28 protein-coding genes are annotated in these 24113 nt (G+C 72.7%); 11 read left to right on the plus strand and 17 right to left on the minus strand.

All coding sequences use genetic code 11. From position 1 onward, the window contains the following. Positions 1-49: 49 nt before the first annotated feature. Entirely contained in the window at positions 50-481 is a 432-nt protein-coding gene (locus ACIBBH_RS10660; protein WP_399403871.1) for a hypothetical protein, read from the minus strand. A gap of 82 nt (positions 482-563) precedes the next feature. On the opposite strand from ACIBBH_RS10660, the gene ACIBBH_RS10665 reads away from it, so the two are divergent. Together ACIBBH_RS10665 and ACIBBH_RS10670 are read left to right on the plus strand one after the other, a co-directional pair. Continuing rightward, positions 564-1337 carry an MBL fold metallo-hydrolase gene (locus tag ACIBBH_RS10665; protein WP_399403872.1) on the plus strand — a complete coding sequence of 258 codons (774 nt, stop codon included), beginning with the start codon at positions 564-566 and terminating at the stop codon, positions 1335-1337. Continuing rightward, the gene (locus ACIBBH_RS10670) at positions 1334-1957 is read left to right on the plus strand and encodes a DedA family protein (protein WP_399403873.1); all 624 of its coding nucleotides are present in this window, start codon (positions 1334-1336) and stop codon (positions 1955-1957) included. The genes ACIBBH_RS10665 and ACIBBH_RS10670 overlap by 4 nt, the downstream gene beginning before the upstream one ends. A 62-nt stretch (positions 1958-2019) precedes the next feature. Here the strand turns inward: ACIBBH_RS10670 and ACIBBH_RS10675 are convergent, their stop codons facing one another. The 4 genes from ACIBBH_RS10675 to ACIBBH_RS10690 all read right to left on the minus strand — a co-directional run bounded on the left by ACIBBH_RS10675 (position 2020) and on the right by ACIBBH_RS10690 (position 6544). Next, the gene (locus tag ACIBBH_RS10675; RefSeq protein WP_399403874.1) at positions 2020-3075 is read right to left on the minus strand and encodes an MBL fold metallo-hydrolase; all 1056 of its coding nucleotides are present in this window, start codon (positions 3073-3075) and stop codon (positions 2020-2022) included. Beyond that, positions 3072-4409, minus strand: coding sequence for an aminotransferase class I/II-fold pyridoxal phosphate-dependent enzyme (locus ACIBBH_RS10680; RefSeq protein ID WP_399403875.1), 1338 nt, complete (start codon positions 4407-4409; stop codon positions 3072-3074). The genes ACIBBH_RS10675 and ACIBBH_RS10680 overlap by 4 nt, the downstream gene beginning before the upstream one ends. Before the next feature lie 76 nt (positions 4410-4485). Beyond that, positions 4486-5577, minus strand: coding sequence for a hypothetical protein (locus tag ACIBBH_RS10685; RefSeq protein WP_399403876.1), 1092 nt, complete (start codon positions 5575-5577; stop codon positions 4486-4488). A gap of 172 nt (positions 5578-5749) precedes the next feature. Further along, the gene (locus ACIBBH_RS10690; protein ID WP_399403877.1) at positions 5750-6544 is read right to left on the minus strand and encodes an RNA polymerase sigma factor SigF; all 795 of its coding nucleotides are present in this window, start codon (positions 6542-6544) and stop codon (positions 5750-5752) included. A 296-nt stretch (positions 6545-6840) separates the two neighbouring features. Here ACIBBH_RS10690 and ACIBBH_RS10695 point away from each other — a divergent pair, with 296 nt between their 5' ends. The 5 genes from ACIBBH_RS10695 to ACIBBH_RS10715 all read left to right on the plus strand — a co-directional run bounded on the left by ACIBBH_RS10695 (position 6841) and on the right by ACIBBH_RS10715 (position 12511). After that, positions 6841-8649, plus strand: coding sequence for a thiamine pyrophosphate-requiring protein (locus ACIBBH_RS10695; protein WP_399403878.1), 1809 nt, complete (start codon positions 6841-6843; stop codon positions 8647-8649). A 100-nt stretch (positions 8650-8749) separates the two neighbouring features. Then, on the plus strand, positions 8750-9127 hold the full coding sequence (locus ACIBBH_RS10700; RefSeq protein ID WP_399403879.1) for a DUF2795 domain-containing protein: 378 nt from the start codon (positions 8750-8752) through the stop codon (positions 9125-9127). Further along, positions 9124-9777 carry a diguanylate cyclase gene (locus tag ACIBBH_RS10705; RefSeq protein ID WP_399403880.1) on the plus strand — a complete coding sequence of 218 codons (654 nt, stop codon included), beginning with the start codon at positions 9124-9126 and terminating at the stop codon, positions 9775-9777. Before ACIBBH_RS10700 ends, ACIBBH_RS10705 begins: the two co-directional genes overlap by 4 nt. 86 nt (positions 9778-9863) lie before the next feature. After that, the gene (locus ACIBBH_RS10710; protein ID WP_399403881.1) at positions 9864-10406 is read left to right on the plus strand and encodes a type 1 glutamine amidotransferase domain-containing protein; all 543 of its coding nucleotides are present in this window, start codon (positions 9864-9866) and stop codon (positions 10404-10406) included. Next, entirely contained in the window at positions 10406-12511 is a 2106-nt protein-coding gene (locus ACIBBH_RS10715) for a catalase (protein WP_399403882.1), read from the plus strand. The genes ACIBBH_RS10710 and ACIBBH_RS10715 overlap by 1 nt, the downstream gene beginning before the upstream one ends. A gap of 86 nt (positions 12512-12597) precedes the next feature. Here ACIBBH_RS10715 and ACIBBH_RS10720 read toward each other — a convergent pair whose 3' ends face one another. Beyond that, complete coding sequence (locus ACIBBH_RS10720) at positions 12598-12885, minus strand: DUF6158 family protein (RefSeq protein ID WP_399403883.1); 288 nt, start codon at positions 12883-12885, stop codon at positions 12598-12600. A 57-nt stretch (positions 12886-12942) separates the two neighbouring features. Here ACIBBH_RS10720 and ACIBBH_RS10725 point away from each other — a divergent pair, with 57 nt between their 5' ends. Then, on the plus strand, positions 12943-14058 hold the full coding sequence (locus ACIBBH_RS10725; RefSeq protein WP_399403884.1) for a Vms1/Ankzf1 family peptidyl-tRNA hydrolase: 1116 nt from the start codon (positions 12943-12945) through the stop codon (positions 14056-14058). Positions 14059-14089: 31 nt separating this feature from the next. Here the strand turns inward: ACIBBH_RS10725 and ACIBBH_RS10730 are convergent, their stop codons facing one another. Further along, on the minus strand, positions 14090-15709 hold the full coding sequence (locus ACIBBH_RS10730) for an ABC-F family ATP-binding cassette domain-containing protein (RefSeq protein WP_399403885.1): 1620 nt from the start codon (positions 15707-15709) through the stop codon (positions 14090-14092). A gap of 42 nt (positions 15710-15751) precedes the next feature. Next, complete coding sequence (locus ACIBBH_RS10735) at positions 15752-16408, minus strand: histidine phosphatase family protein (protein WP_399403886.1); 657 nt, start codon at positions 16406-16408, stop codon at positions 15752-15754. A gap of 82 nt (positions 16409-16490) precedes the next feature. On the opposite strand from ACIBBH_RS10735, the gene ACIBBH_RS10740 reads away from it, so the two are divergent. The 3 genes from ACIBBH_RS10740 to ACIBBH_RS10750 all read left to right on the plus strand — a co-directional run bounded on the left by ACIBBH_RS10740 (position 16491) and on the right by ACIBBH_RS10750 (position 19151). Continuing rightward, positions 16491-17984 carry a bifunctional phosphatase PAP2/diacylglycerol kinase family protein gene (locus ACIBBH_RS10740; protein ID WP_399403887.1) on the plus strand — a complete coding sequence of 498 codons (1494 nt, stop codon included), beginning with the start codon at positions 16491-16493 and terminating at the stop codon, positions 17982-17984. A gap of 132 nt (positions 17985-18116) precedes the next feature. Continuing rightward, positions 18117-18932 (plus strand): class I SAM-dependent methyltransferase, encoded by an 816-nt coding sequence (locus ACIBBH_RS10745; RefSeq protein ID WP_399403888.1) that lies wholly within the window; start codon positions 18117-18119, stop codon positions 18930-18932. Between the two features lie 48 nt (positions 18933-18980). Then, the gene (locus tag ACIBBH_RS10750; protein WP_388796148.1) at positions 18981-19151 is read left to right on the plus strand and encodes a hydrophobic protein; all 171 of its coding nucleotides are present in this window, start codon (positions 18981-18983) and stop codon (positions 19149-19151) included. 30 nt (positions 19152-19181) lie between these two features. Here the strand turns inward: ACIBBH_RS10750 and ACIBBH_RS10755 are convergent, their stop codons facing one another. The 9 genes from ACIBBH_RS10755 to ACIBBH_RS10795 are packed head-to-tail and all read right to left on the minus strand — an operon-like array spanning position 19182 to position 24063. Next, complete coding sequence (locus tag ACIBBH_RS10755; RefSeq protein ID WP_399403889.1) at positions 19182-19463, minus strand: gas vesicle protein K; 282 nt, start codon at positions 19461-19463, stop codon at positions 19182-19184. Then, entirely contained in the window at positions 19460-19648 is a 189-nt protein-coding gene (locus tag ACIBBH_RS10760) for a gas vesicle protein (protein WP_361439278.1), read from the minus strand. The genes ACIBBH_RS10755 and ACIBBH_RS10760 overlap by 4 nt, the downstream gene beginning before the upstream one ends. Then, entirely contained in the window at positions 19645-20439 is a 795-nt protein-coding gene (locus ACIBBH_RS10765) for a GvpL/GvpF family gas vesicle protein (RefSeq protein ID WP_399403890.1), read from the minus strand. Before ACIBBH_RS10765 ends, ACIBBH_RS10760 begins: the two co-directional genes overlap by 4 nt. Further along, a complete protein-coding gene (locus ACIBBH_RS10770) occupies positions 20436-20771 on the minus strand; it encodes a gas vesicle protein (protein WP_399403891.1) in 336 nt (111 codons plus the stop codon). Before ACIBBH_RS10770 ends, ACIBBH_RS10765 begins: the two co-directional genes overlap by 4 nt. After that, the gene (locus ACIBBH_RS10775; RefSeq protein ID WP_399403892.1) at positions 20768-21913 is read right to left on the minus strand and encodes an SRPBCC family protein; all 1146 of its coding nucleotides are present in this window, start codon (positions 21911-21913) and stop codon (positions 20768-20770) included. The genes ACIBBH_RS10770 and ACIBBH_RS10775 overlap by 4 nt, the downstream gene beginning before the upstream one ends. Continuing rightward, on the minus strand, positions 21910-22581 hold the full coding sequence (locus ACIBBH_RS10780) for a DNA primase (protein WP_399403893.1): 672 nt from the start codon (positions 22579-22581) through the stop codon (positions 21910-21912). Before ACIBBH_RS10780 ends, ACIBBH_RS10775 begins: the two co-directional genes overlap by 4 nt. Continuing rightward, complete coding sequence (locus ACIBBH_RS10785; RefSeq protein WP_399403894.1) at positions 22578-22841, minus strand: gas vesicle protein GvpG; 264 nt, start codon at positions 22839-22841, stop codon at positions 22578-22580. The genes ACIBBH_RS10780 and ACIBBH_RS10785 overlap by 4 nt, the downstream gene beginning before the upstream one ends. 29 nt (positions 22842-22870) lie before the next feature. After that, on the minus strand, positions 22871-23641 hold the full coding sequence (locus ACIBBH_RS10790; protein WP_399403895.1) for a GvpL/GvpF family gas vesicle protein: 771 nt from the start codon (positions 23639-23641) through the stop codon (positions 22871-22873). Further along, positions 23638-24063 (minus strand): gas vesicle structural protein GvpA, encoded by a 426-nt coding sequence (locus ACIBBH_RS10795; protein WP_399403896.1) that lies wholly within the window; start codon positions 24061-24063, stop codon positions 23638-23640. The genes ACIBBH_RS10790 and ACIBBH_RS10795 overlap by 4 nt, the downstream gene beginning before the upstream one ends. Positions 24064-24113 lie beyond the last annotated feature (50 nt).

Below are 24113 nucleotides of genomic sequence, written 5' to 3' on the forward strand. Positions count from 1 at the left end.
CCCCACCCTGTCACACGGGCCGCGCGACCACTGCGGCTTGTACGGCCGGCTAGCGACCGTCGTACCCGGCGGTGGGCATCGACAGTCTGCGGTGCACGCGTGCCTTCATCTGCGCGTCGTAGCGGGGCTCGGCCCGGCCGACCGTCTCCACGCGGACGCCGCGCCGCGCGCACTCGGCGGTGAACTCCTCGACGGAGGACAGCGCGGACTCCAGGACGCGGCGGCTGGGGGCGACGAACACGTCGAGCCCGGGGCGGACGCCGTCCCACAGTGCGCAGTGGTCGGGGCGCAGCCGTCGTACGAGGAGTTCGCGGGCGACGACGTAGCCGTGCTCGGCGGCCCAGCGGGCGCACATGGCGTGCTGGCTGCGGGAGTCCACCAGAAAGGGGTCGATCTCCAGCTCCTCCAGGGGAGTCAGGCTGGCGATCGCGGTGACCCGTACCAGCGCGGGCCTGCCAAAGGCACCCTGTACCTGTCCCATGGCGTCCCCTCACCTCCGGGTTTCGTCGCCGACCCTACTCCTGCCCGTAGGCTTCGGGGAGTCGCGCGAAGGAGGCAAAGAGGTGCCGGTGGAGATCACCTGGTGGGGTCACGCCACCTGCACGGTCGAGGACTCGGACACACGGGTGCTCACCGATCCCCTGTTCGCCCGCCGGCTCGCGCATCTGCGGCGCCGCCGGGGCGCACTGCCCCCGCCCGGGGCGTGGCACGCGGATGTGGCGCTGGTGTCGCATCTGCACGCAGACCATCTGCACGTGCCGTCGCTGGCGCGGCTCGTCCCGGGCACGCGCCTGCTCGTGCCCCGGGGCGCACGCCGGGTGGTGCCGGGACTGCGCCGGCTCGACCGGTTGCGGATCACCGAGGTGGTCCCCGGGGACCGCATCGAGGTGGGCCCGCTGGTGGTGCGGGCGGTCAGCGCGCGGCACGACGGGCGGCGGCTGCCGGTGGGTCCGCACCGCTCCCCCGCGCTCGGGTACGTCGTCGAGGGTGAGGCGCGGACGTATTTCGCCGGCGACACGGGCCTGTTCGAGGCGATGGCCGAGGAGGTCGGGCCGGTGGACGTGGCGCTGCTGCCGGTGGGCGGCTGGGGGCCGTACCTCGGGGAGGGGCATCTGGACGCGGGGCGGGCGGCGCGGGCGCTGGCTCTGCTGGAGCCGCGCAGTGCGGTGCCGGTCCACTACGGGACGTACTGGCCGATCGGCATGGACGCGGTGCGCCCGCACGAGTTCCACGCGCCGGGGGACGAGTTCGTGCGGCTGGCGGCGGCGTACGCGCCGGGGGTGGTGGTGCACCGGCTCGGGCACGGGGAGAGCGTGCGCCCGGAGGTCGCGCGGTGATACGGCTCGCCGCCGTGGTGACGGCCGTGCCGACCGAGTCGACCCAGCAGGCGATCGGGTATCCGTCGCTGTTCCTGCTGGTACTGATCGGGGCGTTGGTGCCGGTGGTGCCGACCGGGGCGGTGGTGAGTTCGGCGGCAGTGGTGGCGTTCCATCAGACGACGCCTTTCTCGCTGGCGCTGGTGTTCGCGGCGGCGTCGCCGGCCGCGTTCCTCGGGGACGTGGCGCTGTACTGGCTGGGGCGGCGCGGGATGAGGTCGAGGAACGGGTCGCGGTGGCTGGCGGCGATCCGGGCGCGGGCGCCGGAGGACCGGCTGGCGCAGGCGCAGGAGAAGCTCGCCGAGCACAATGTGGCGGTGCTGGTGCTGTCCCGGCTGGTGCCGGCGGGGCGGATACCGGTGATGCTGGCCTGTCTGATGGCCGAGTGGCCGCTGCGCCGGTTCGCGCGGGGCAACCTGCCGGCGTGCCTGGCGTGGGCGGCGACGTACCAGGTGATCGGGATCCTCGGCGGCTCGCTGTTCCCCCGCCCGTGGGAGGGCGTGGTCGCGGCGGTCGCGCTGACCGTGCTGGTCAGCGCGACGCCGAGTGTGTGGCGGCGGGTGCGCCGCGTCGGGGCATAGCCAGTGCCCCGGCAGGCAGCGTCCGTCCGTCAAAGGAGCGGCGACCGCTGCCAGTTGGGGCACTAGGTCAGGATCCGTGAGCCTCCCACCGGCAGGTCCCACAGGTCCTCGCGGTTCAGGCCCGCCCGCTGCCAGGCGGCACGTACGCGCGTGAGCGGTTCCAGGACCGGCTCCGCCGACAGGACGAACGTGCCCCAGTGCATGGGGGCCATGCGCCGCGCGCCCAGGTCCAGGGCGGCCCGGACGGCCTCCTCCGGGTCGCAGTGGACGTCGCTGAGCCACCAGCGCGGGTCGTAGGCGCCGATGGGCAGCAGGGCGAGGTCGATGCCGGGGTAGCGGCCGCCGATGCTGGAGAACCAGTGGCCGTATCCGGTGTCGCCGGCGAAGTAGACGCGCTGTCCGTCCGGGGCGGTGAGGACCCAGCCGCCCCAGAGGCTGTGGCAGGTGTCGGTGAGGGTGCGCTTGGACCAGTGGTGGGCGGGCACGAAGTCGAAGCGGACGCCGGACAGTTCGGTCGCCTCCCACCAGTCCAGTTCGGTGATGGTGGTGAACCGGCGGCGGCGGAACCAGCTGCCGAGGCCGGCGGGTACGAACACCGGGGTGTCGCGCGGGAGTCGGCGCAGGGTGGGGGCGTCCAGGTGGTCGTAGTGGTTGTGGCTGATGACGACCGCGTCGACGCGGGGCAGCGCGTCCCAGTCGACGCCTACGGGGGTGATGCGGGCGGGGGTGCCGAGGATGCGGCGGGACCAGACCGGGTCGGTCAGGACGGTGAGCCCGCCGATGCGCAGCACCCAGCTGGCGTGGCCCGCCCAGGTGACGGCGACGGTGCGGGCGCCGACGCGGGGCAGCGGGGCGGGGGCGTAGGGCAGGCGGGGGATGTCGGCGAGGCCTTCCTTGCCGGGGCGTACGGCGCCTTCGCGGGCGAAGCGGGCGATGGCCTTGAGGCCGGGCAGCGGGGCGGTCAGGCGGTCGTGGAAGGTCCGCGGCCACACCCGCGTCTCGCCCAGGGGGCGGGGGGCGGCGAGTGGCGGGCAGGGGGGCGCGAGGGGTGACGTGGCCGTCGGATCGTCGGCTTCCGTGGTGGTCTGGGTGGTGGTCGACTCGGACTGCTGCGTCATCGAGGAGGCTCCCATCGCTGAGCGTCGTCGCGGAGATCGTCGAAGACCGACCTCAAGGAGATCAACGCGCGTTGCACGTGTGGCAGTTCCAACGGTGCGGGTGAGGTGAGGCATTCCGTGCGTTGCTCGTCCGTGCCGCCCAGCAGGGAACCGGTGGCGAGCCGTACGCGCAGCGCTCCCAGGTCGTCGCCGAAGCGGTGCCCACCGGGCGCGGGCAGGCCGAGCCGGGTGGTGAGGAAGTCCTCCAGTTCCTGCGCGTCACCGACACCGTGCGCGCCGAGGGCGGTGCGCAGCGGTTCCAGGTCGGCGTACAGGTGCCGGCCGGCCTGCGGCGGCCGGGCCAGGCAGCCCGCGGCGGTGACGGCGGCGTGCGCGGCGGCGGCCACGCGCGCGTGCAGGCGTACGGCGGCCTCGCGGCGTACGGTGACGGGCTCGGGCTCGCCGAGCGCGTACCCGGCGGCGGCCGCGACCGGTCCGGCGACGCTCGCGCCCAGCGCGGTGAGGATGTCCAGCACGCGCGCGTGGAGCCCTTTGGCGGGGCCGGAGTCGGGGAAGCGGGCGACGGCGGCGGGCCAGCCGGGCGGCAGCAGGCAACCGGCGAGGTCGGTGACGACGGTGACGTGCTCGGGCAGCATCTCGGCCGGGCTGAGCAGCACCGTGTCGTGCGGGGCGTGCAGGGTGTCGCGCCAGGTCTCGTCGCTGACCAGGTGCAGTCCCTCACCGGCGGCGGCCTCGACGGTCTCGTGCAGCAGTTCGGGCGGGGCGACGGTGGCGGTCGGGTCGTCGGCGACGGAGAGCACGAGCAGCCGCGGGTCGCCGCCCTCGGCGCGGACGCGGCGTACGGTCTCCAGGAGAGCGTAGGGGTCGGGGACGCCGCCGGATTCGGCGGGGGTGGCGACGTGGAACGCCGGTCTGCCCAGCAGGCGCGCGTACGGCGCCCACCAGGCGGCGCAGGGGCGGGGCACCAGGACGTCGCCGTCGAGGGCGGCGGTCAGGGCGAGCAGCAGGGGCGGCGCGCCGGGGCCGGCGGCCACGTGGCCGGGCCGGGTGGGCAGTCCGCGGCGCGACCAGTAGCCGCACGCCGCGTCCAGCAGCGCCCGGCCGCCACCGACCGGCTGGGCCTCGGCGCGGCCCGCGGCGGCGGCGAGCACGGCGGACAGTTCGGGCAGGACGGGCAGTCCGTCGCCGGGCAGGGAGGGGCCGTAGCGGACGGGGCCGTGGCCCTCGGGGTGATGGCCCTCGGCGTGGTGGCCGGCCGGGTAGTGGCCTTCGGGGTGATGGCCTTCGTGGCCGTGACGGACGGAGCCGCGGCCTTCCGGGTCCGTCCGTCGCATGTCCGCCTCCGCGCAGTCCGTGGTGCCGTGTCCTGTCCCCGTCCGGGCCGTGTCCGGTGACTCTCCGGGGGGCTTTCTAGGACCCCAGGTACCCGGAGGTGCGCCGGCGCATCCGGTACACCGCGCCCGCGCCCGCCGTCGCGATCAGCACTCCGCCCGCGACCAGGGCGGGGACGGATCCGTTGAAGGCGCCGCCCTGCCCGGCGTGTGCGCCGCGCTGGACGGTGGGCGGGGCGCAGGAGGGGTCGCCGTGGGGTTCGGTGCAGGTGTGGCCGCCGACGCCCTGACCGCCCTCATCCCGTCCGCCGACGCCCTGCGCGTTCTCACCCCATCCGCCGATCTCCTGCGCGCTCTCCTCCCGTCCGCCGCTGTTCTGCGTGCCCTCGTCCCGACCTCCGCTGTTCTGCGCGCCCTCGTCCCGACCTCCGCTGTTCTGCGCGCCCTCGTCCCGACCTCCGCTGTTCTGCGCGCCCTCATCCCACCCGCCGCTACTCTGCGCGCCCTCATCCCGACCTCCGCTGTTCTGCGCGCCCTCGCAGGGCTGGAGCCCGGCACACTCCCGGCCGGTCTCGCCCCGGCCCGTCTCCCCCAATGCGCCCTCGTCCTTCCCACCTTCACAAGGCTGTCCCCCGGCGCAATCCCGGCCGCCCTCCTCGTCCCGCCCGGTTTCCGCCTTCCCTCCCTCGGCCTTCACACCGCCCGCGCCGGGCACCGTGAACGTCGCGCTCCACGGCTCGCCCCTGCCGCCGGCGGCCGCGGGGCAGGCTCCGTCGACGGTCCAGGCGGCGTCGGAACCGGCAGCGCCGGTGCCGGTAGTGCCGGGGACGGCGGCGTCGGCGCCGGTGCCGGTGCCGTCCGGCACGCCCGCCGCGTCCCCGGAGGTGACGCGGGCGGTGCCGCGGTAGGCGGGCCCGGCCGAAGGGGCGGCCGTGCCGGTGACCCTGCTCAGGTGCACGGTGCCCTCCTCGAAGGCCTGGGACGAGGCGTCTATGGTCTCGGGGACGGTGCCGCCGACGGCGCCGCAGGACACGGAGACGGTGACGGTGCCGCCGGGCTGGACGGTGCCCGGGCTGACCTGTGCGGCGGGGTCCGCGTAGGCGACCGGCGCGGGGGCGAACGCGGCCGCGGACAGGGCGGCGACGGACAGGGCGCGTGCGGTGCGGCGCATGGGACGGGCTCCTCGGGACGGCGGCTGTGGCGGGCGCGGCGTGCGTGCCCTCGCCTGCCATCACAGCCCGCCGCACCGCGCGCCGCGCGCGGCCGGACCCCATTGGCGGGACATCCCGCGGCCTATCGGGTGATCCGACGGCCGGCCGGGTTTCACGCCACGGGACGGCCGGTCACGCCACGTCCCTCATCACCTGCTCCCGCAGCCGGTCGCAGCAGCGGCTGATCAGCCGGGAGACGTGCATCTGCGAGATGCCCATCTGCTCGGCGATCCGGCTCTGGGTCATGTCGTCGAAGAAACGCATGTAGAGGATGGCCCGTTCGCGTTCGGGCAGGGCGGCCAGCCGGGGCCTGACGGCCTCGCGGTCGACGACGGTGTCGAGCGCGGGGTCGGGGGCGCCGAGCGCGTCGCTGAGCGAGTAGCCGTCGTCGCTGCCCGGCATCTCCGCGTCCAGCGAGAGCGCGGTGAAGCTCTCCAGCGCCTCCAGGCCGACCCGGACGTCCTCCTCGCTCATGTTCGCGTGTGCGGCGATCTCCGCGATCGTGGGACGGCGGCCGGGCGTGGTCTGTGAGAGGTCCTGGGAGGCGAACCGCACCCGGTTGCGCAGATCCTGGACGCGACGGGGCACGTGCAGGGTCCACATGTGGTCGCGGAAGTGCCGCTTGATCTCGCCGGTGACGGTGGGCACGGCGTAACTCTCGAAGGCGTTGCCGCGTTCGGGGTCGTACCGGTCGACGGCCTTGACCAGGCCGAGGGCGGCGACCTGGCGCAGGTCCTCGTAGCTCTCGCCGCGGCTGCGGAAGCGTCCCGCGAGCCGTTCGGCCATGGGCAGCCAGGCCTCGACGATCTCGTCGCGCAGGGCGTCGCGCTCGGCTCCGGGCGGGAGGGCGGCGAGGCGGCGGAAGGCTTCCGCGGTGTCGGGGGCGTCGTCGTGGGGGTGGTGCTTCGTGCTCGCTCGGTTCGGCATGGTGCGTCGCAACTCCCCTGGAGTGCTGGGTTCGACGGTCACCGTGGGAGCGCATCCGGTCCGGACAGACGCACCCGTGGCGACGACTCGCCGCTCCCACGGAGGGTGTGCCTCCTGTCCGAAGCACTGTGCCCGTGCGCCTGCCCCCGACTCCCGGGGGCAAACACCGGCCTGCCGCCCGCCGGTCTCCCGGGGCGGCGCACAGGTTTTCCGCATGCCCCGGGGGTGACTCGGGACGTGCTGAGCGAATCGTCTGCCTTGATCCTCACGTCCACCACCACCGGGAGGTTGCCTCCATGAGCACCAAGGTGTCCGACCACGTCCTTGCGCGGCTGCGTGAATGGGGCGTGGAGCAGGTCTTCGGCTATCCCGGCGACGGCATCAACGGCCTGCTCGCGGCCTGGGGCCGGGCCGAGGACCAGCCGAGGTTCATCCAGTCCCGGCACGAGGAGATGTCCGCCTTCCAGGCGGTCGGCTACGCCAAGTTCTCGGGCCGTCTCGGGGTGTGCGCGGCGACCTCGGGCCCCGGCGCGATCCACCTGCTCAACGGCCTGTACGACGCCAAGCTGGACCACGTGCCGGTGCTGGCGATCGTCGGCCAGACGCACCGGACCGCGATGGGCGGCTCCTACCAGCAGGAGGTGGACCTGCACACGCTGTTCAAGGACGTCGCCTCGGACTTCCTGGAGACGGTGACCGTCCCCGAGCAGCTGCCGAACGTGCTGGACCGGGCGATCCGCACCGCGTACGCCCGCCGCTGCCCCACTGCGATCATCATCCCGGGTGACGTGCAGGAGCTCGACTACTCGGCGCCCACGCACGAGTTCAAGATGGTGCCCTCCAGCCTCGGCATGAGCGAGTCGACCGCCACCCCGACCGACGACGCGCTGCGCAAGGCGGTGGAGATCCTGAACGCCGGTGACAAACCGGCCATCCTGATCGGCCAGGGCGCCGCCGGTGCGGTGGAGGAGGTGCAGCACCTCGCGGAGCTGCTCGGCGCGGGCGTCGCCAAGGCGCTGCTCGGCAAGGACGTACTCAGCGACGAACTGCCGTTCGTCACGGGTTCCATCGGCCTGCTGGGCACGCGTCCGTCCTACGAGCTGATGCGGGACTGCGACACGCTGCTGACCATCGGCTCCTCCTTCCCGTACACGCAGTTCATGCCGGAGTTCGGCAAGGCCCGCGGTGTGCAGATCGACATCGATCCGCACATGGTCGGGATGCGTTACCCGTACGAGGTGAATCTCGTCGGCGACGCGAAGGCGACCCTGCAGCGGCTGATCCCCCTGCTGGAGACGGACCGCGGGGGCCGCCCCACGGACCGGGAGTGGTTCGACACGGTCTGTGCGAACGTGCGGCGCTGGCACAAGACGATGGAGCGGCGGGCGCACCTGTCGGCCGACCCGATCAACCCCGAGTACGTGGCGCGGGCGCTGGATCCGCTGCTTCCGCGGAACGCGATCATCACGTCCGACTCCGGTTCGGTGGCCAACTGGTACGCGCGGCACATCACCATGCGGCCGGGCATGCGCGGCTCGCTGTCCGGGACGCTGGCGACGATGGGTGCCGGGGTGCCGTACGCGATCGGTGCGAAGTTCGCGCATCCGGACCGGCCGGTGGTCGCGCTGGTCGGTGATGGTGCGATGCAGATGAACGGACTGGCGGAGGTGATCACCGCGGCGAAGTACCAGGACCGGTGGACGGATCCGCGGCTGGTGTTCGCGGTGTGGAACAACCAGGACCTCAACCAGGTCACCTGGGAGATGCGCGCGATGGAGGGCGCTCCGTCCTTCCTGCCCTCACAGCAGCTGCCGGACGTGCAGTACGCGGCGTTCGCGCGTTCGCTCGGGCTGACCGGGATCCGGGTGGAGAAGCCCGAGGACGTGGAGGCGGGCTGGCGGGCGGCGCTGGAGGCGGACGGGCCCGCGGTGGTGGAGTTCCTCACCGACCCGGCGGTACCGCCGATTCCGCCGCACGCCACCTGGGAGCAGATGGAGGCGACGGCCGCGTCGATCCTCAAGGGCGACGCGGACCGCGGTTCGATGGTCAAACAGGGCTTCAAGGCGAAGGTGCAGGAGTTCCTGCCGGGGCACGGCCGGAAGTAGACGCAGGCCGCTTTTCCGGCGCGTTTTCACCCAGTGGATCCCGTGTCGGCATGCGGTCCCCGGGTACGCGGTGCGGACCCCCGAAGATCTGGAGGGAGACATGCAGCGAGGCAGTGACCGGCTGAGCGTCCACCGGGACGACGAGATGAAACACGAACTGCAGGGCCTGCTCAGGTCCGGACACCCCACGCGTACCGAGGAGTGGCACGACCCCGAGCCGAGCGCCGAGGACGACCCGGAGGTCTGGGGCGGTCCGGTGGCGCCGGGACGCGCCGGGGCGACGCTGGAGACCGTCCGCTTCGAGCTGGCCCGGACCCTGGGGCGCAGCGCCTTCCCGGCGGGGCCGCCCGACCTGGCGCGGGCCCTGCGCCGCAAGAACGCGCCGGACGCCATGATCGAGGCGGTGGCGCGACTGCCGCGCCAGGCCCGCTACACCACCGTGCAGGAGCTGGCCGAGGCGCTGGTGGGCCGCGGATGAGGCGGGACCAGGCCGCGGAGATCGCCGCGACGGGCGTCACCGTCGACGTCGGTGACGCCACCACCCGGTACCTGCTGTACGGGCTGCTGCCCGGCTGGTTCGTACCGGGTCTGGCGGACTGGCTGATGCACCGGCGCACCCGCATCGAGGACACGGCCGGGACGAAGGAGTCCCTGATCCACTCCCTGATGATGGCCGAGGTGGGCCTGCCCATCGCGCTGACCCTGCGTTACGAGGTCAATCCGCTGCTGCTGACGGTGCAGCTGGGCGCGGCCGCCGTGCACGAGGCGACGGCGCTGTGGGACGTGCGGACGGCCGTGGACAGCGACCGCGAGGTCAAGCCGGTCGAGCAGCACATCCACAGCTTCCTGGAGTCGCTGCCGTTCGGCGGACTGAGCGCATTGATGTGCCTGCATGCCGACCAGGTGCGGTCGTTGCTGCGCGGCGGCCGGGGGGACCCGAATGCGTGGCGTCTGGTGCCGCGCCGGCGGCCGCTGTCGCCCGGGTATCTGGCGGGCATCGGCGTGGCGATCGGCGCGTGCGTGCTCCTGCCGTACGGCGAGGAGCTGCTGCGCTGCCGGCGGGCGGCCAGGGCGAGGAAGAAGCGCGCCCGGGACAGCGCCCGGTGGCGTGCGACGGACGGACGTTGAGACGTTGCATACGTTCCGCAGAGATTGCATACGTGCTGCGGCCTGGCCGCTGCATACGTTCTACAGGTGAAAGGACGCTGACCATCATGCGTATCGCGTTTCTGACGGCACCCGAGGGCGTCGAGCAGGTCGAGCTGACCGAGCCGTGGAAGGCGGCCTCGGACGCCGGGCACGAACCGGTGCTGGTGTCGACGAAGCCGGGGAAGATCCAGGCCTTCGACCATCTGGACAAGGCGGACACGTTCGACGTGGACGAGGTGGTGGGCGAGACGTCGGCCGGCTCGTTCGGCGGGCTGGTCCTGCCGGGCGGGGTGGCCAATCCGGACTTCCTGAGGATGGACGAGAAGGCCGTCGCGTTCGTGAAGGGCTTCTTCGACCAGGGCCGCCCGGTCGCGGCGATCTGCCACGCGCCGTGGACGCTGGTCGAGGCGGACGTAGTACGGGGCCGGGTGCTGACCTCCTGGCCGAGTCTCAGGACCGACATCCGCAACGCGGGCGGCACCTGGGTGGACGAGCAGGTGAAGATCTGCGACCACGGCTCCAACCAGCTGGTCACCAGCCGCAAGCCGGACGACCTGAAGGCGTTCTGCGAGGCGTTCCTCCACGTGTTCGCCGGGGAGGCCGGCTGATGGGCTCCCCGGCCGACCGCAAGCAGCAACAGCGCGAGGCCTTCCACGCCGACGACCCGGCGTCGGGTCCGCTCACCACCGACCAGGGCGTCGACGTCGACCACACCGACGACTCGCTGACGGCCGGCGAGCGCGGGCCGACGCTGATGGAGGACTTCCACTTCCGGGAGAAGCTCACCCACTTCGACCATGAGCGGATCCCGGAGCGGGTGGTGCACGCGCGGGGCGCGGGCGCGTACGGGTTCTTCGAACCGTACGAGTCCTGCGCGGAGTTCACGCGGGCGGCGTTCCTGCAGGACCCGTCCGTGCGGACGCCGGTGTTCGTGCGGTTCTCCACCGTGCAGGGCCCCAAGGGGTCGGCGGACACGGTGCGGGACGTGCGGGGTTTCGCCACCAAGTTCTATACGTCCGAGGGAAATTACGACCTGGTGGGGAACAACTTCCCGGTCTTCTTCATCCAGGACGGCGTCAAGTTCCCGGACTTCGTGCACGCGGTGAAGCCGGAGCCGCACAACGACATCCCCACCGGCGCGTCCGCGCACGACACCCTGTGGGACTTCGTGTCGCTGCAGCCGGAGACGCTGCACGCGATCATGTGGCTGATGTCGGACCGGGCGATCCCGCGCAGTTACCGGATGATGCAGGGCTTCGGCGTGCACACGTTCCGGTTCGTGAACGCCGAGGGGCGCGGCACGTTCGTGAAGTTCCACTGGAAGCCGAAGCTGGGCGTGCACTCGCTGGTGTGGGACGAGGCGCAGGAGTGCCAGGGCCGGGACCCGGACTTCAACCGGCGGGACCTGTGGGACGCGATCGAGGCGGGCGAGTACCCGGAGTGGGAGCTGGGTGTCCAACTGGTGCCGGAGGAGGACGAGTTCGCGTTCGACTTCGATCTGCTGGACGCCACGAAGATCATCCCGGAGGAGCAGGTGCCGGTACGGCCGATCGGCCGCATGGTGCTCGACCGCAACCCGGAGAACTTCTTCGCCGAGACCGAGCAGGTCGCCTTCCACACGGCGAACGTGGTGCCCGGCATCGACTTCACCAATGACCCGCTGCTGCAGGCACGGAACTTCTCCTACCTGGACACGCAGCTGATCCGGCTGGGCGGCCCCAACTTCACGCAGCTCCCGGTGAACCGGCCGGTGGCGCCGGTGCGCACCAACCACCGCGACGGCTATCACCAGAGCACGATCCACCGGGGCACGAACTACTTCCCGAACTCCCTCGGCGGCGGCTGCCCCGCGCACGCGGGGGCCGGCGGATCGGCGTTCACGCACTACACCGAGCGCGTGGACGGCGCGACGATCCGCCGGCGCAGCCCGAGCTTCCAGGATCACTACAGCCAGGCCGCGCTGTTCTGGCACAGCATGTCCGACTGGGAGCAGCAGCACATCGTCGCCGCCTTCCGGTTCGAGCTGGGCAAGGTCGACGCGCGAACGGTGCGGGCGCGCACGGTCGAGCAGCTGGCCCGGGTGGACGGCGATCTGGCGGCGCAGGTGGCGCGCGGCATCGGTGTGCCCGAACCGTCGGGCGAGGAGGCGGTACCGGCCAAGCAGGTCTCGCCCGCGCTGAGCTTTCAGTCGCTGCGCGGCGACGGTTCGATCCGGACCCGGCGGATCGCCGTGCTGGTCACCGGCGGGGTGGACGCCGAGCAGCTGGGGTCGGTGAGGGAGGCGCTGGCGGCCGAGGGGGCGATCGTGGAGGCGCTGGCGGCGACGGAGGAACCGGTGACGGGGATCGACGGTCGCTCGTATACGGTCGACCGCGCATTGCCTACGGTCGCCTCCGTCCTGTATGACGCCGTCCTGCTCCCGGGCGGCCCCACCGCTACCCCCGCGGTCACCGGCGACCCGGACGCGATGCGCTTCGTACGCTCCGCCTACCGGCACGGCAAGCCGGTCGCGGCGCTGGGTTCGGGCGTCGGGATCCTGTCGGCGCTGGAGCCGGAGGGCCTCAGGCTGTCGACGGAGTTCCACCACATGATCAGCGACCGGGGTGTGGTCACGGACACCGCACCGGGCGCCGCGCACCCGGACTTCGTCCACGCGTTCGTGGCCGCGATCGCCGCCCACCGGCACTGGGGCCGGCCACCGCTGCGCTGCTGACGGCATACCGGCGACCGCATCGCTGATGGCATACGGACGACCGGCACCCGGCACCCTTCGGGGCTCCCCGTCCGGGGAGCCCCGTTTCACGTACCGGAGCCCTCGGGCGTCGCCGTCTCCGCGCAGGTCCGTTCGCGGGCGCCCTCCCGGGTGCGGCCCGCGGCGACCAGGCGGCGCGGGTTGCGGCGCAGGTACTCGCCCTCCAGCTGGGCCATGCGCTCGTTGTGGGCCCGCAGCGCGTCGTTCGAGCCGTACAGCAAGGTGTCGTGGCGTGTGCGGTGGATCGTCTCCAGCTCCTTCATGAGCTGCTGGTCGTCCAGGCGGCTGGGCTCGACTCCGGTCATCGTGATGTCCCGCTCGTCGTGTTCGTTCATGCGGTACGGGTACCCGCCCGGGACGCAATACCCCCGAGCGACATCCGGGAGGGAGCCATGGATCTCGCTTTTCTGCATCCACTCTACGAACATTCCGGCCCCTGGGCCTCCGTGTACGTCGACACCTCCCGGCACGCGGAGGACACACCGCACGAGCTGCACCTGACGGCCCAGGCGATGGCCCGCGACCTGGGCGAGCAGGGCGCGGACGACGCCACGTGCCGGGCGGTCCGGGAAGCGATCGAGGAGCTGCGCCACTCCCCCGACCCGCACGGCCGGGCCCTGTTCGCGCGGGCCGGCGAGGTCGTCCTCGACCCGGTGCTGGCGCACCGGCCGCAGGGCAGCCGGGCCGTGTGGGCGCCGCTGCCGCGCGTGGCCCCGCTGCTGGACCTGGCCGGTGAGGACCCGGTGGCGATCGTGGCCTACGTGGACCGCCGCGGCGCCGACTTCGAGCTGCGCAGCGCCCTGGGGCGGCAGAAGGCGGGCGCGGTCGTCGGCCGGCAGTATCCGGTCCACCGCACCAGCAGCGTCGACTGGTCGGAGCGGCACTTCCAGCTGAAGGTGGAGAACACCTGGGAACACAACGCGGCGGAGATCGCCGACGCGCTCGCCGTCTGCCAGGACGAGACGCGGGCGGACCTGCTGGTCCTGGTCGGTGACGACCGGGAGCGGCGCGAGGTGCGCGAGCGGCTGCCCAAGCGCCTGCACGACCGCGTGGTGGATTCCGCGCACGGCACCGGCAGCCGGCTGCTGGACGACGAGGTGGAGCAGGTGCGCGCCGAGCACGTGCGCGGCCGGATCGCGGCGGAGCTGGACCGTTTCCGGGCCGCGCGCACCCCGGACGACGGGGGCCGGGCGGGCGCCGCGGAGGGCGTGCCCGCGCTGGTGGAGGCCGCCCGGGAGCACCGCCTCGAGGAGCTGCTGGTCCGGCCCGACGGGCCCGACACGCACCGCGAGGTGTGGATCGGGGAGGATCCGGACCAGCTGGCGGTGCGCCGTACGGATCTGAAGATCCTCGGCGAGCAGCACTCCTGGTCCGCGCGCGCCGACGACGCCCTGATCCGCTCGGCGGTGGCCACGGACGCCGCCGTGCTGTCGCTGGCGCCGGTGCTGGAGGGCACTCAGGACGACATTCCGGCGGGCGGCCTGGGCGCGCTGCTGCGCTGGAAGTGACAGCTGGAGAACCGGTTCGGGCCCGGTGCGGCTACCGGGCCCGCTCCACCCTGCGCTCGTCCCACACCGGCTCGGTCGTCTCGCGGACCCGGCCGTCGCTGCCGAAGACCAGGTAGCGGTCGAAGGAGCGGGCGAACCAGCGGTCGTGGGTGACGGCGAGGACCGTGCCCTCGAAGGCCTCCAGACCTTCCTGGAGGGCTTCGGCGGACTCCAGGTCGAGGTTGTCGGTCGGCTCGTCCAGGAGGAGCGCGGTGGCGCCGGCCAGTTCGAGCAGGAGGATCTGGAAGCGGGCCTGCTGGCCGCCGGAGAGTTTCTCGAAGGACCGCTCGGCCTGCTGGGTCAGCTCGTAGCGGCGCAGGCGTGACATGGCCGCGCCCCGGTCCTGGGCGTGCTCCTTCCACAGGATGTCGAGGAGGGTGCGGCCTTCGAGCTCGGGGTGGGCGTGGGTCTGTGCGAAGTGCCCGGGGACGACCCGCGCCCCGAGCTTCCACTCCCCCGTGTGCGCCACGTCGTCACCGGCGAGCAGGCGCAGGAAGTGCGACTTGCCGGAGCCGTTGGAGCCGAGGACGGCGACCCGTTCGCCGTAGAAGACCTCCAGGTCGAACGGCTTCATCAGGCCTGTCAGCTCAAGCCCCTTGCAGGTGACGGCCCTTACACCCGTCCGGCCGCCCTTCAGGCGCATGGTGATCTCCTGCTCGCGGGGCGGCTCGGGCGGCGGTCCGGCCTCCTCGAACTTTCGCAGCCGGGTCTGTGCCGCCTGGTAGCGGGAGGCCAGCTCGTGGCTGATACTGGCCGCCTGACGCAGGCTGAGGACGAGCTTCTTCAGCTGCGCGTGCTTCTCGTCCCAGCGGCGGCGCAGCTCCTCGAAGCGGGCGAAGCGTTCGCGGCGGGCCTCGTGGTAGGTGGCGAAGCCGCCGCCGTGCACCCAGGCGTCGGCGCCGGCCGGCCCGGGCTCGACGGAGACGACCTTCTCGGCGGCGCGGGCGAGGAGTTCGCGGTCGTGGGAGACGAACAGGACCGTCTTGCGGGTTTCCTTCAGCCGCTCCTCCAGCCAGCGCTTGCCGGGCACGTCCAGGTAGTTGTCCGGCTCGTCGAGCAGCAGCACCTCGTCGGTGCCGCGCAGCAGCGCCTCCAGGACCAGCCGCTTCTGCTCGCCGCCGGAGAGAGTCCGTACCTGCCGCCACTGGGCCCGCTCGTAGGGGACGCCGAGGGCGGCCGTGGTGCACATGTCCCACAGTGTCTCGGCCTCATAGCCGCGCGCCTCCGCCCAGTCGGCGAGGGCCTGCGCGTAGGCGAGCTGGGCGGCCTCGTCGTCGACGGTCATGACGGCGTGCTCCGCCTCGTCGACCGCCTTCGCGGCCTCCCGGATGCGGGGCGGCGCGACGGACACCAGCAGGTCGCGTACGGTCGTCTCGTCCCGTACGGAGCCCACGAACTGGCGCATCACACCGAGGCCGCCGCTGACGGTGACGGTGCCGCCGTGCGGCTTGAGCTCGCCGGCGATCAGGCGGAGCAGGGTGGTCTTGCCGGCGCCGTTGGGGCCGACCAGGGCGACGGCGGCGCCTTCGCCGACCCGGAAGGACACGTCACCGAGCAGGGTCCTCCCGTCGGGGAGGTGGTACTCGAGGTGCGCGGCTTCCAGATGTCCCATGGGGAGGCATTCTCAGGGGCGCCCCCGACCTGGGGCAAACGCTTATCCGGTCGCGTCCACCGGTTGCCCGGCGGGCCCGCTGTCCCCGGCCGGGGCCACGACCGTGCCCTGCCAGGTGAGTGCCTTCCAGCCGTCGGACGGGGAGCCCTCCAGAACCACCACGCCGGTGTTGTCGAGGGCGCGGGCGGCGGCGAAGGGCACGTCGACGTTGTCGGCGCGGGCGGCGGTCCACACGCGGATGGCGGCGCCGTGGCTGACCAGGGCGACGGTGCCGGCGCCGCTGCCGGCGGCCTCGGCGACGACCGCGTCGTACCGGGCCAGTGCCTCGGCGCCGTTCTCCCCGCCGGGTATGCGCGGCGCGGTGTCCCCGGCCGCCCACGCGAACGCCGTGCGCATGTACAGGCGGCCCCGTTCCGAGTCGCCGGGGAGCATCTCCAGGTCGCCCGCGGACAGCTCGCGGATGCCGTCGCGGACGATGACGTCCAGGCCGCGGGCGGCGGCGAGCGGGGCGGCCGTGAGCTGGGTGCGGATCAGGGTGGAGGCGTAGACGGCCTCGATGTCCTCGCCCGCGAGGGCCTCGGGGAGGGCGGCGGCCTGCCGCTCGCCGAGCTCGGTCAGACCCGGGCCGGGTACGGCGGTGTCCAGCAGGAAGTGGACGTTGGACGGGGTCTGGCCGTGCCGGATGAGGAGCAGGCGCATACGGGAGTCCTTCCGCGTTCGGACAGCGTCGGGCACACCGTCGGCCGACAAGAAACGGCCACTTCAGGGTATCCGCACCCACATGAGCCCAGACGTCGACCTCACCGTCCCCCTGCCCGGCCGGCACGCCGTGCGCGACCGGCTGCTCGCGCTGGACTGCCGGCTGTTCGAGGTGGCCGCCGAGCGGCACTGGCCCGGTGCCGAGCGGGTGCTGCCACGGCTGAGCCGGAGCGCGAACCACGGGGTGCTGTGGTTCGCGACCGCCGCCGCCATGGCGGTGGCCCGGACTCCGCGCGCCCGGCGGGCCGCCGCCCGCGGCCTGGCCTCGCTGAGCCTGGCCTCACTGACCATCAACACCCTCGGCAAGCGCTCGGTGCGCCGCCCCCGTCCCGTACTGGACCCGGTTCCGCTGGTGCGGCAGCTGAAGCGGCAGCCGATCACCACGTCGTTTCCCTCGGGTCACTCGGCGTCGGCCGCCGCCTTCGCCGCCGGGGTCGCCCTGGAGTCCCCGGCCTGGGGCGCGGCGATCGCGCCGGTGGCGTTCTCGGTCGCCATGTCCCGCGTCTACACCGGCGTGCACTTCCCCAGCGACGTCCTCGCGGGCGCCGCGCTGGGCGTGGGCGCCGCCTACGCGGTCCGGGGTCTGGTACCGACCCGCGCACAGGTCAGCCCGCCGGCCCGGCCCCGCACCGAGGCGCCGGCGCTGGGGGACGGCGAAGGTCTGGTGGTGGTCGCCAACACCGCCTCGGGCACCGCCGACCGGGTGGGCGCGCTGCGGGACGCTCTGTCGAAGGCGGAGGTCGTGGAGTGCCCGCCGGACGAGGTGGGGGCCGAGCTCGACAAGGCGGCCGCGCGGGCGCGGGTGCTGGGGGTGTGCGGGGGCGACGGCACGGTGAACGCGGCCGCCGCGGCCGCCCTGCGCCACGGCCTGCCGCTCGCGGTGCTGCCCGGCGGGACGCTCAACCACTTCGCCTACGACCTGGGCGTGGAGGACGTACGGGACCTCGCCGGGGCCGTCCGGCAGGGCGAGGCCGTGCGGGTGGACGTCGGCCGGTTCGTCTGCGACGGCCGCGAGGGCATCTTCCTCAACACCCTCAGTCTGGGCGTCTACCCGGAGCTGGTGCGCGAGCGGGAGCGCTGGGCGGGCCGGATCGGCGGCTGGCCGGCGGGGGTGCTCGGCGCGCTGCGGGTGCTGCGCGCCGACCGGCACCCGCTGGCGGTGGAGGTCGGCGGCGAGACCCGCCCGCTGTGGCTGCTGTTCGTCGGCAACGGCGTCTATCACCGCATGGGTCTGGGGCCCGGCCGCCGCGCCGACCTGGCGGACGGGCTGCTGGACGTACGGGCGGTGCACGGCAGCCGCAGGCCCGCGCTGCGGCTGCTCGCCGCCGCCGCGGCGGGCCCGCTGACCCGCTCCCCGGCGCACGCTGCGGTCCAGGTGGGCCGGCTGCGCCTGGCCGGCGTGGAGCCGGGGACACCGCTGGCGTACGACGGCGAGGTCACCGAGGTGGCGGGCGAGGTGACGCTGGAGAAGCTGGCCGAGGCGCTGACGGTCTACCGCCCGCTGCCCCGGAACTGACGCGGCGCACCTGGGACCGACTCAGCGCCCGCCTGGAATTGACGACCCGTCAGTCCATATCGTAAAACACGTATCTCATCATGCGGCCCGCGCGCGTACGGTGAGGCCTACCGACGACAAGGGGGTACGGCCATGCCGAAGCCGCAGGAGACCGCTGTCTACACGCACGGGCACCACGAGTCGGTGCTGCGTTCGCACACCTGGCGGACCGCCACCAACTCCGCGGCGTACCTGCTCGGCTCGATCAGGCCCCACATGCGGATCCTGGACATCGGCTGCGGCCCGGGGACCATCACCGCCGACCTGGCGGCACTGGTCCCCGACGGGCACGTCACCGGTGTCGACCACGCGCCGGGCATCCTGGACCAGGCCCGCGCCACGGCCGCGGGGCGCGGGCTGACGAACATCGACTTCGCCGTCGCCGACGTGCACGCCCTGGACTACCCGGACGACACCTTCTGCGTCGTCCACGCCCACCAGGTGCTGCAGCACGTCGGCGACCCCGTGCAGGCGCTGCGCGAGATGCGCCGGGTCACCGAGCCGGGCGGTTTCATCGCCGTCCGCGACTCGGACTACTCGGCGATGACCTGGTATCCGGCGGTGCCGGGCCTGGACGACTGGCAACAGCTGTACCTGCGGGTGGCCCGGGCCAACGGCGGCGAGCCGGACGCCGGGCGCCGGCTGAGGTCCTGGGCGCTGGCCGCCGGGCTCGGCGACGTCACCGCCACCTCCAGCACCTGGACCTTCGCCACGGCCGAGGAGCGGGCCTGGTGGAGCGGGCTGTGGGCGGACCGCACCGTCGCCTCCTCCTACGCCGAACGCGCCACGCAGGGTGGTCACGCGACCGCGCGGCAGCTGGCGGAGCTGGCCCGGGCGTGGCGGGAGTGGGGCGCGCGGGAGGACGGCTGGTTCGCCGTCCTGCACGGAGAAATTCTGTGCCGTAAGTGAGCCTGATCCGCGAATTTCGGGAAACCCGGAATGCAGGAGGTTCACATTATGGTTCCCATCCTGCTGGTACTGCTTCTGGTGCTCATTCTCTTCGGCGCCGGATTCGCGGTGAAGTTGCTCTGGTGGATCGCCCTCGCAGTTCTCGTCGTGTGGCTGCTGGGCTTCCTGGTCCGCGGAACCGCCGCGGGAGGCGGCAGGAGCCGCTGGTACAGGTGGTGAATTGATACCCCGGGAAAGCCCTTTACGGCGTCATTCCCGGGGCAGCAGAGGTCCCAGCGGCCCGAGGTCCAGATTCAGGTCCTCGGGCCGCAGTCCGTAGCGCTCGCGCAGTTCGGCCATGCGCTCCTCCAGGAGCATCAGGGTGAGGCCGATCCGCTCCTCCTGCTCCTCGGTGAGGTCGCCGGTGTCGAAGCGGCGCAGCGCCTGCCGCTCCATCAGCTGGCGCAGCAGCTCCACGACGGTCAGGACGAGCTTGACCAGGTCGCGCTCGACGGTGTCGGGCTCGAGGTCCAGCCGCTTGCGGGTGGTCATGACAGCTCCTCGAACGGTGACGGCACCTGCGCGTTCACCGAGCTGATCAGCGCGTTCAGGTCGATACGGACCAGGTCGACGTCCGCGATGCGCAGCGTGACGTCCCCGGTGATCACCACCCCGCCGGCCAGCAGCCGGTCGAGCAGGTCCACCAGGGCGACCTCGCGGCGTTCTATGACGGTCATGCGCCTTCCCCACCCTCTCGTGGTGCCTCTCCCCGAACGTCACCGGCGAAGGAGTAGGGAGCCCAGGGGCCGGTGAGTTCCACCCGCAGCCCGGGCGTTTGCGTTTCGTCTTTCGCCAGGTCCACGATTTCCACGAATTCCTCGGAATGCGCACGCGGCACGAGATAGGCCGCGTTGAGCACGTTCCGCGCCTGCACTCCGGAAAGCTCGGGATTCTGCGGGGCGTGCAGCCGGGAATCCTCCGCCCGCTCGGAAAGCGTGTGGTGCAGGCGTTCCGCGAACGCCTCGGCCTTCTGCCACATGTCCTCGTGCGAGCGGGTCTGGGCGCGCCGCCGGCGCAGATAGTCCCGGCCCGAGGCGGGCCTGGACGCGGGGTCTTCCGGCGGCTCCGGTGCGGGGTCCGCGTACACCTTCACGCCCCATTCCACCCGGCCCTCGATCCGGTCGAGGGTGCGCCTCAGCTCCTCCTCGCGGGCCTCGATCATGGTCCGCACGCCGCTGTCGTCGCGGAAGACGGTGGCCAGGCGCAGCGGCAGCGGGGTGGTGACGGTGGTGAGCGCGTCGATCACGCCCTGATGGGCGCGGGCGGTCGCGGTCAGCCAGTCCAGGTCCTCCAGGTGGGCGCGCAGGGCGTCCTCGGCGAAGTCGGCCTCGGGGACCGTGCTGACGACCGCGACCAGCCCGTGGTGGTGCAGCAGTGCGGGCGGGGCACCTCCGACGCCCGTCAACTGGGCCTGCAGAGGCGCGCCGAAGGGGCGGCAGACGGCGTAGACGTACCGCAGTCCGGTCATCGTTCCTCCTTCGGCACGCGGGCTGGCTCCAGTTCCTCCAGACGTGCCAGCCGTTCACGCAACTCCGCGTTCTCGCGGGCGAGTTCGTCCCGGCGGGCGCTGGAGGACAGGGCGGGGTCGCTCTCCCACCAGTCGATGCCCATCTCCTTCGCCTTGTCGACGGAACAGACGATGAGCCGCAGTTTCACGGTGAGCAGTTCGATGTCGAGCAGGTTGATCCTGATGTCGCCCGCGATGACGACACCCTTGTCGAGCACGCGCTCGAGGATGTCGGCGAGGTTGGAGCCCCCGCCCTGGCCGTAGGGCTCGGGGAGCCGGCTGGGCGTCGTCATCGACGGCTCCCGCCCTCCGCGTACTCGGGCTCCCCTTCTTCCTCTTCCTCGCCTTCCTCGGCTTCTTCGCCTTCTTCGAGTTCGTCCTCGGCCTCGTACGGGCCCTCCTCCTCGGCCTCGTACGGTTCCTCTTCCTCTTCCTCTTCCTCTTCCTCCTCGTACGGCTCCTCTTCCCCGGCCGCCTCGTCCTCGTACGGCTCCTCGGACTCCTCCTCGGCCGACGGCTCCTGACCCTGGTCCTCGGCCTCCTCGGACTCCTCCGCCACGGCGTCCTCGTGGCTGCGGACGACCTCGCTGTCGCGGATCTCGCCGCGCCAGCCGTCCTCCGCCTCGCCCTTGAGGGTGATGAAGCGGGCGTAGTTCTTCAGGTCGAGCCGGGCCCGGCGGCCCTGGGCGCGCCAGATGTTGCCGGTCTTCTCGAACAGGCCCGAGGGGTAGTACTCCATGACCAGCAGCACGCGCGTGAGGTTCTCCTCCAGCTCGTGGAAGGAGACCACGCCCTTGGTGCTGCCCTTGGCGCCCTCCGATGTCCACTGGATGCGGTAGTCGGGGATCTGCTCGGTGGTGGTGGCCTTCCAGGTGCGATTGGACCAGAAGACCTTCGCCTGCCAGTCGGAGTGCGTGTCGTCGGCGCGGCTCGCGCTCTTGACGCCCTTGGCGAAGGTGCTGAAGTCCTGGTACTGGGTCCACTGGTCGTAGGCGGTGCGCAGCGGCACGCCGACGTCGATGTGCTCGATGATGACGGTCGGCTTGGCACCTGCCCTGCCCTTGCGCTTGCCCTTGCCGCCGCCGAGGTTCTTCACGGCGTCCATCACGTTCTCCTTGGCGCGCGAGGCGCCCAGCTCCAGCGCGGACCGCAGCGGGCCCTTGCCCTGGGCGAGCTTGCGGCCGCCTTCGAGGGCCAGTTTGGCGAAGCCCGGGCTGTTGCCCTCGGCGATGTCGTTCAGCTTGACCGTGGTCTCGCCGAGCTTGCGGCCGAAGCCGGTCAGCATGCGCTGGGCCTGTGCCGCGAGGTACTCCTGGGCCTCCTCCTTGAGGCGGTCGGCCGCCTCGCTGTGGGCCAGGCCGGTGAGGGGGTTGTCCTTCGCCGCGCCCGCGGCCTTGCCCGCCGCGGACTTCGCGGATCCTAGGGTCTCGGTCATCCTTCATCGCCGCCCTTCGACTGCCGGGACCGGGCGGCGTTGCCGGCCGCGGCCGTCTTCTTCGCGGCCGGCCTCCCGGCCGCGCCCTGGGTCTTCTGCGCCGTCTTCCTGGCGGGAGCCTTCTTGGCGGGCGCCTTCTTCCCTGGGGCCTTCTTGGCGGGGGCCTTCTTGGCCGCCGGCTTCCTGGTCTCCCGGGACTCCTCCTCGCTCTCCGCCTCCCCGTCCGCCTGCCGGTCCTCCGGTTCCTGCGGCTCGTCCCGCTCCTCGGACGCCTCCTCGGCGTCCCCCCGCGGCTCCCTGTCCTGAGAGCCGCCGGAGTCCTCGGCGTCCTCGGAGCCGGTGCCGGGCACCACGTCCGAGAGCCGGTCGCGGACCTGGGCCGTGCGGCCGTGCAGCCGGTCGGCCAGCGCGTTCATCTGCCGCTCGGCCATGGCGCCCGACGCGGCCTTGCCGACGCCCCGCAGGTCCTCGCGCAGCTGGTCGCCGATCTCCTTGAACTGCGGGTTGTCGCGCAGCTGCTGGTTCACCAGGTCAGCGAGCGCCCGCGGGCTCAGGTTCAGCTTCTTGCCGGCCACCAGGGAGCCGACCGCGAGGGCCATTTTCAGCTTCTTGGTACGTCCGAGGAAATACCCGGCCCCTACCGCGAGGCCCAGTGCCGTTCGGTTCATGGTCTCGTCCCGTTGCCTGTCGTCTCGCCGGAGCCCATGCCGGTCTCCAGCCGGTCGAGGAGTTCGTCCTCGCGCCGGTCGAACTCGTCCTCGGTGATCTCGCCCGCCTCCAGCTGTTCCTCGAGGCGGGCGAGTTCGGCCCGTACGGTGGCGGGGTCGTAGTAGATCCGCTCCGCCTCACGGAGCACCTGTCCGATCACCCACGCGCTGCCGCGCACCGGCGCGAACGGCAGCAGCAGCACCTCACCGATCAGTCCCATCTGCTATTCCCTCCGCTTCATGCGGGGCGCTACTCGGCTCCCGCGTCCGCGCCGGCCGTGGTGCCCGCGGGCTCGGCGGGGCCGGGCTCGACGAAGCTGTACGGCGGCAGCGGACCGTTGATCCGCAGTTCGAGGTGGGCGAGGGACTTGCGGGCCTGTTCGACGGCGGCCAGGAAGTCCTCGGCCGAGCCGCGGTCCACCAGGAACGAGACGTTGACCAGCCAGCCCGTGGACTCGGGGCCCACGCTGACCGCGTCGGCGACCGGCGCCAGCGCGCGCTGCACCTCGGCGGCGTCCTCGGCCTCCTTGGCCTTGACCGCGGCGGCCACCATCTCGCCGAGGCGGATCTTGTCGTCGTAACTGCCGCCGCCCGCTTTCCGGTTGGCCTCGGCCAGGGCGCGCAGCTCCGGGCTCTCGGCCATCACGCGGTGCAGGACGGCCTCCTCCACGTGGCTGGCCTTGACGTTGTACTCGACCTTGCCGTCCAGCGCCCGCAGGCGCTCGCGGTAGTGGTCGGCGCGCTCGGCGAGCACGCCGGTGACGGCGGCGTCGTCCGGGGCGACACTGCCGAACCGCATGGGCAGCACGCAGCCGGCGGCGCCCGCCTCGGCGAGCACGTTCTGGTGGGCGAGCAGATCCCTGCGCTTGGGACGCAGCCCCTCGGGGGCGTCGCTGACGATGGCGGCCAGATCGCCCTCCTTCAGGACCCGCACGGGCTGCGGCGGTTCGCCGACGCCGCCCATGCCGTCGGGGAGCGCGGGGTGAGAGCTCGCGGCGATGGCGTAAACGTACGTGCTCACTCCTGCTCCTCCTTCCTGCGCGCGGCCGTGGTCTTGCGGGGCCGCGGCCTGGACTCGTGCTCACCCTCCTCGCGCGCCTGTTTGAAGGCGTCCGAGATGGTCTCGGCGGCGCCGGACAGCGCCCCCTTGGACTTGCCGCGGGCACCGGACTCGGTGAGCTCGCCGACCATGTCGGGCAGGCCCGGGCTCTTGCGCGGGCCGGCCTCCAGGTCGAGCCGGTTGCACGCTTCGGCGAAGCGCAGGTACGTGTCGACGCTGGCGACGACGACCCGGACGTCGATCTTCAGGATCTCTATGCCGACCAGGGACACCCGTACGAACGCGTCGATGACGAGACCTCGGTCGAGGACGAGTTCCAGTACGTCGTAGAGGCCGCTGCTGCCGCCTCCGCCGCCGGTCTGCTGTGCCGGGACTACGGTCATGCCGACCGCGCCTCCTTGTCTGTGTGATGGTTGGTGTGCGGACGTGGTCG

The sequence above is a fragment of the Streptomyces sp. NPDC051636 genome (assembly GCF_044453765.1).
Taxonomy (GTDB): domain Bacteria; phylum Actinomycetota; class Actinomycetes; order Streptomycetales; family Streptomycetaceae; genus Streptomyces.

Coding starts and splice junctions, on each gene's coding strand:
- ACIBBH_RS10660 (WP_399403871.1), bottom strand. CDS start 481: ATGGGACAGGTACAGGGTGCCTTTGGCAGGCCCGCGCTGGTACGGGTC.
- ACIBBH_RS10675 (WP_399403874.1), bottom strand. CDS start 3,075: ATGACGCAGCAGTCCGAGTCGACCACCACCCAGACCACCACGGAAGCC.
- ACIBBH_RS10680 (WP_399403875.1), bottom strand. CDS start 4,409: ATGCGACGGACGGACCCGGAAGGCCGCGGCTCCGTCCGTCACGGCCAC.
- ACIBBH_RS10685 (WP_399403876.1), bottom strand. CDS start 5,577: ATGCGCCGCACCGCACGCGCCCTGTCCGTCGCCGCCCTGTCCGCGGCC.
- ACIBBH_RS10690 (WP_399403877.1), bottom strand. CDS start 6,544: ATGCCGAACCGAGCGAGCACGAAGCACCACCCCCACGACGACGCCCCC.
- ACIBBH_RS10695 (WP_399403878.1), top strand. CDS start 6,841: ATGAGCACCAAGGTGTCCGACCACGTCCTTGCGCGGCTGCGTGAATGG.
- ACIBBH_RS10700 (WP_399403879.1), top strand. CDS start 8,750: ATGCAGCGAGGCAGTGACCGGCTGAGCGTCCACCGGGACGACGAGATG.
- ACIBBH_RS10705 (WP_399403880.1), top strand. CDS start 9,124: ATGAGGCGGGACCAGGCCGCGGAGATCGCCGCGACGGGCGTCACCGTC.
- ACIBBH_RS10710 (WP_399403881.1), top strand. CDS start 9,864: ATGCGTATCGCGTTTCTGACGGCACCCGAGGGCGTCGAGCAGGTCGAG.
- ACIBBH_RS10715 (WP_399403882.1), top strand. CDS start 10,406: ATGGGCTCCCCGGCCGACCGCAAGCAGCAACAGCGCGAGGCCTTCCAC.
- ACIBBH_RS10720 (WP_399403883.1), bottom strand. CDS start 12,885: ATGAACGAACACGACGAGCGGGACATCACGATGACCGGAGTCGAGCCC.
- ACIBBH_RS10725 (WP_399403884.1), top strand. CDS start 12,943: ATGGATCTCGCTTTTCTGCATCCACTCTACGAACATTCCGGCCCCTGG.
- ACIBBH_RS10730 (WP_399403885.1), bottom strand. CDS start 15,709: ATGGGACATCTGGAAGCCGCGCACCTCGAGTACCACCTCCCCGACGGG.
- ACIBBH_RS10735 (WP_399403886.1), bottom strand. CDS start 16,408: ATGCGCCTGCTCCTCATCCGGCACGGCCAGACCCCGTCCAACGTCCAC.
- ACIBBH_RS10740 (WP_399403887.1), top strand. CDS start 16,491: ATGAGCCCAGACGTCGACCTCACCGTCCCCCTGCCCGGCCGGCACGCC.
- ACIBBH_RS10745 (WP_399403888.1), top strand. CDS start 18,117: ATGCCGAAGCCGCAGGAGACCGCTGTCTACACGCACGGGCACCACGAG.
- ACIBBH_RS10750 (WP_388796148.1), top strand. CDS start 18,981: ATGGTTCCCATCCTGCTGGTACTGCTTCTGGTGCTCATTCTCTTCGGC.
- ACIBBH_RS10755 (WP_399403889.1), bottom strand. CDS start 19,463: ATGACCACCCGCAAGCGGCTGGACCTCGAGCCCGACACCGTCGAGCGC.
- ACIBBH_RS10760 (WP_361439278.1), bottom strand. CDS start 19,648: ATGACCGTCATAGAACGCCGCGAGGTCGCCCTGGTGGACCTGCTCGAC.
- ACIBBH_RS10765 (WP_399403890.1), bottom strand. CDS start 20,439: ATGACCGGACTGCGGTACGTCTACGCCGTCTGCCGCCCCTTCGGCGCG.
- ACIBBH_RS10770 (WP_399403891.1), bottom strand. CDS start 20,771: ATGACGACGCCCAGCCGGCTCCCCGAGCCCTACGGCCAGGGCGGGGGC.
- ACIBBH_RS10775 (WP_399403892.1), bottom strand. CDS start 21,913: ATGACCGAGACCCTAGGATCCGCGAAGTCCGCGGCGGGCAAGGCCGCG.
- ACIBBH_RS10780 (WP_399403893.1), bottom strand. CDS start 22,581: ATGAACCGAACGGCACTGGGCCTCGCGGTAGGGGCCGGGTATTTCCTC.
- ACIBBH_RS10785 (WP_399403894.1), bottom strand. CDS start 22,841: ATGGGACTGATCGGTGAGGTGCTGCTGCTGCCGTTCGCGCCGGTGCGC.
- ACIBBH_RS10795 (WP_399403896.1), bottom strand. CDS start 24,063: ATGACCGTAGTCCCGGCACAGCAGACCGGCGGCGGAGGCGGCAGCAGC.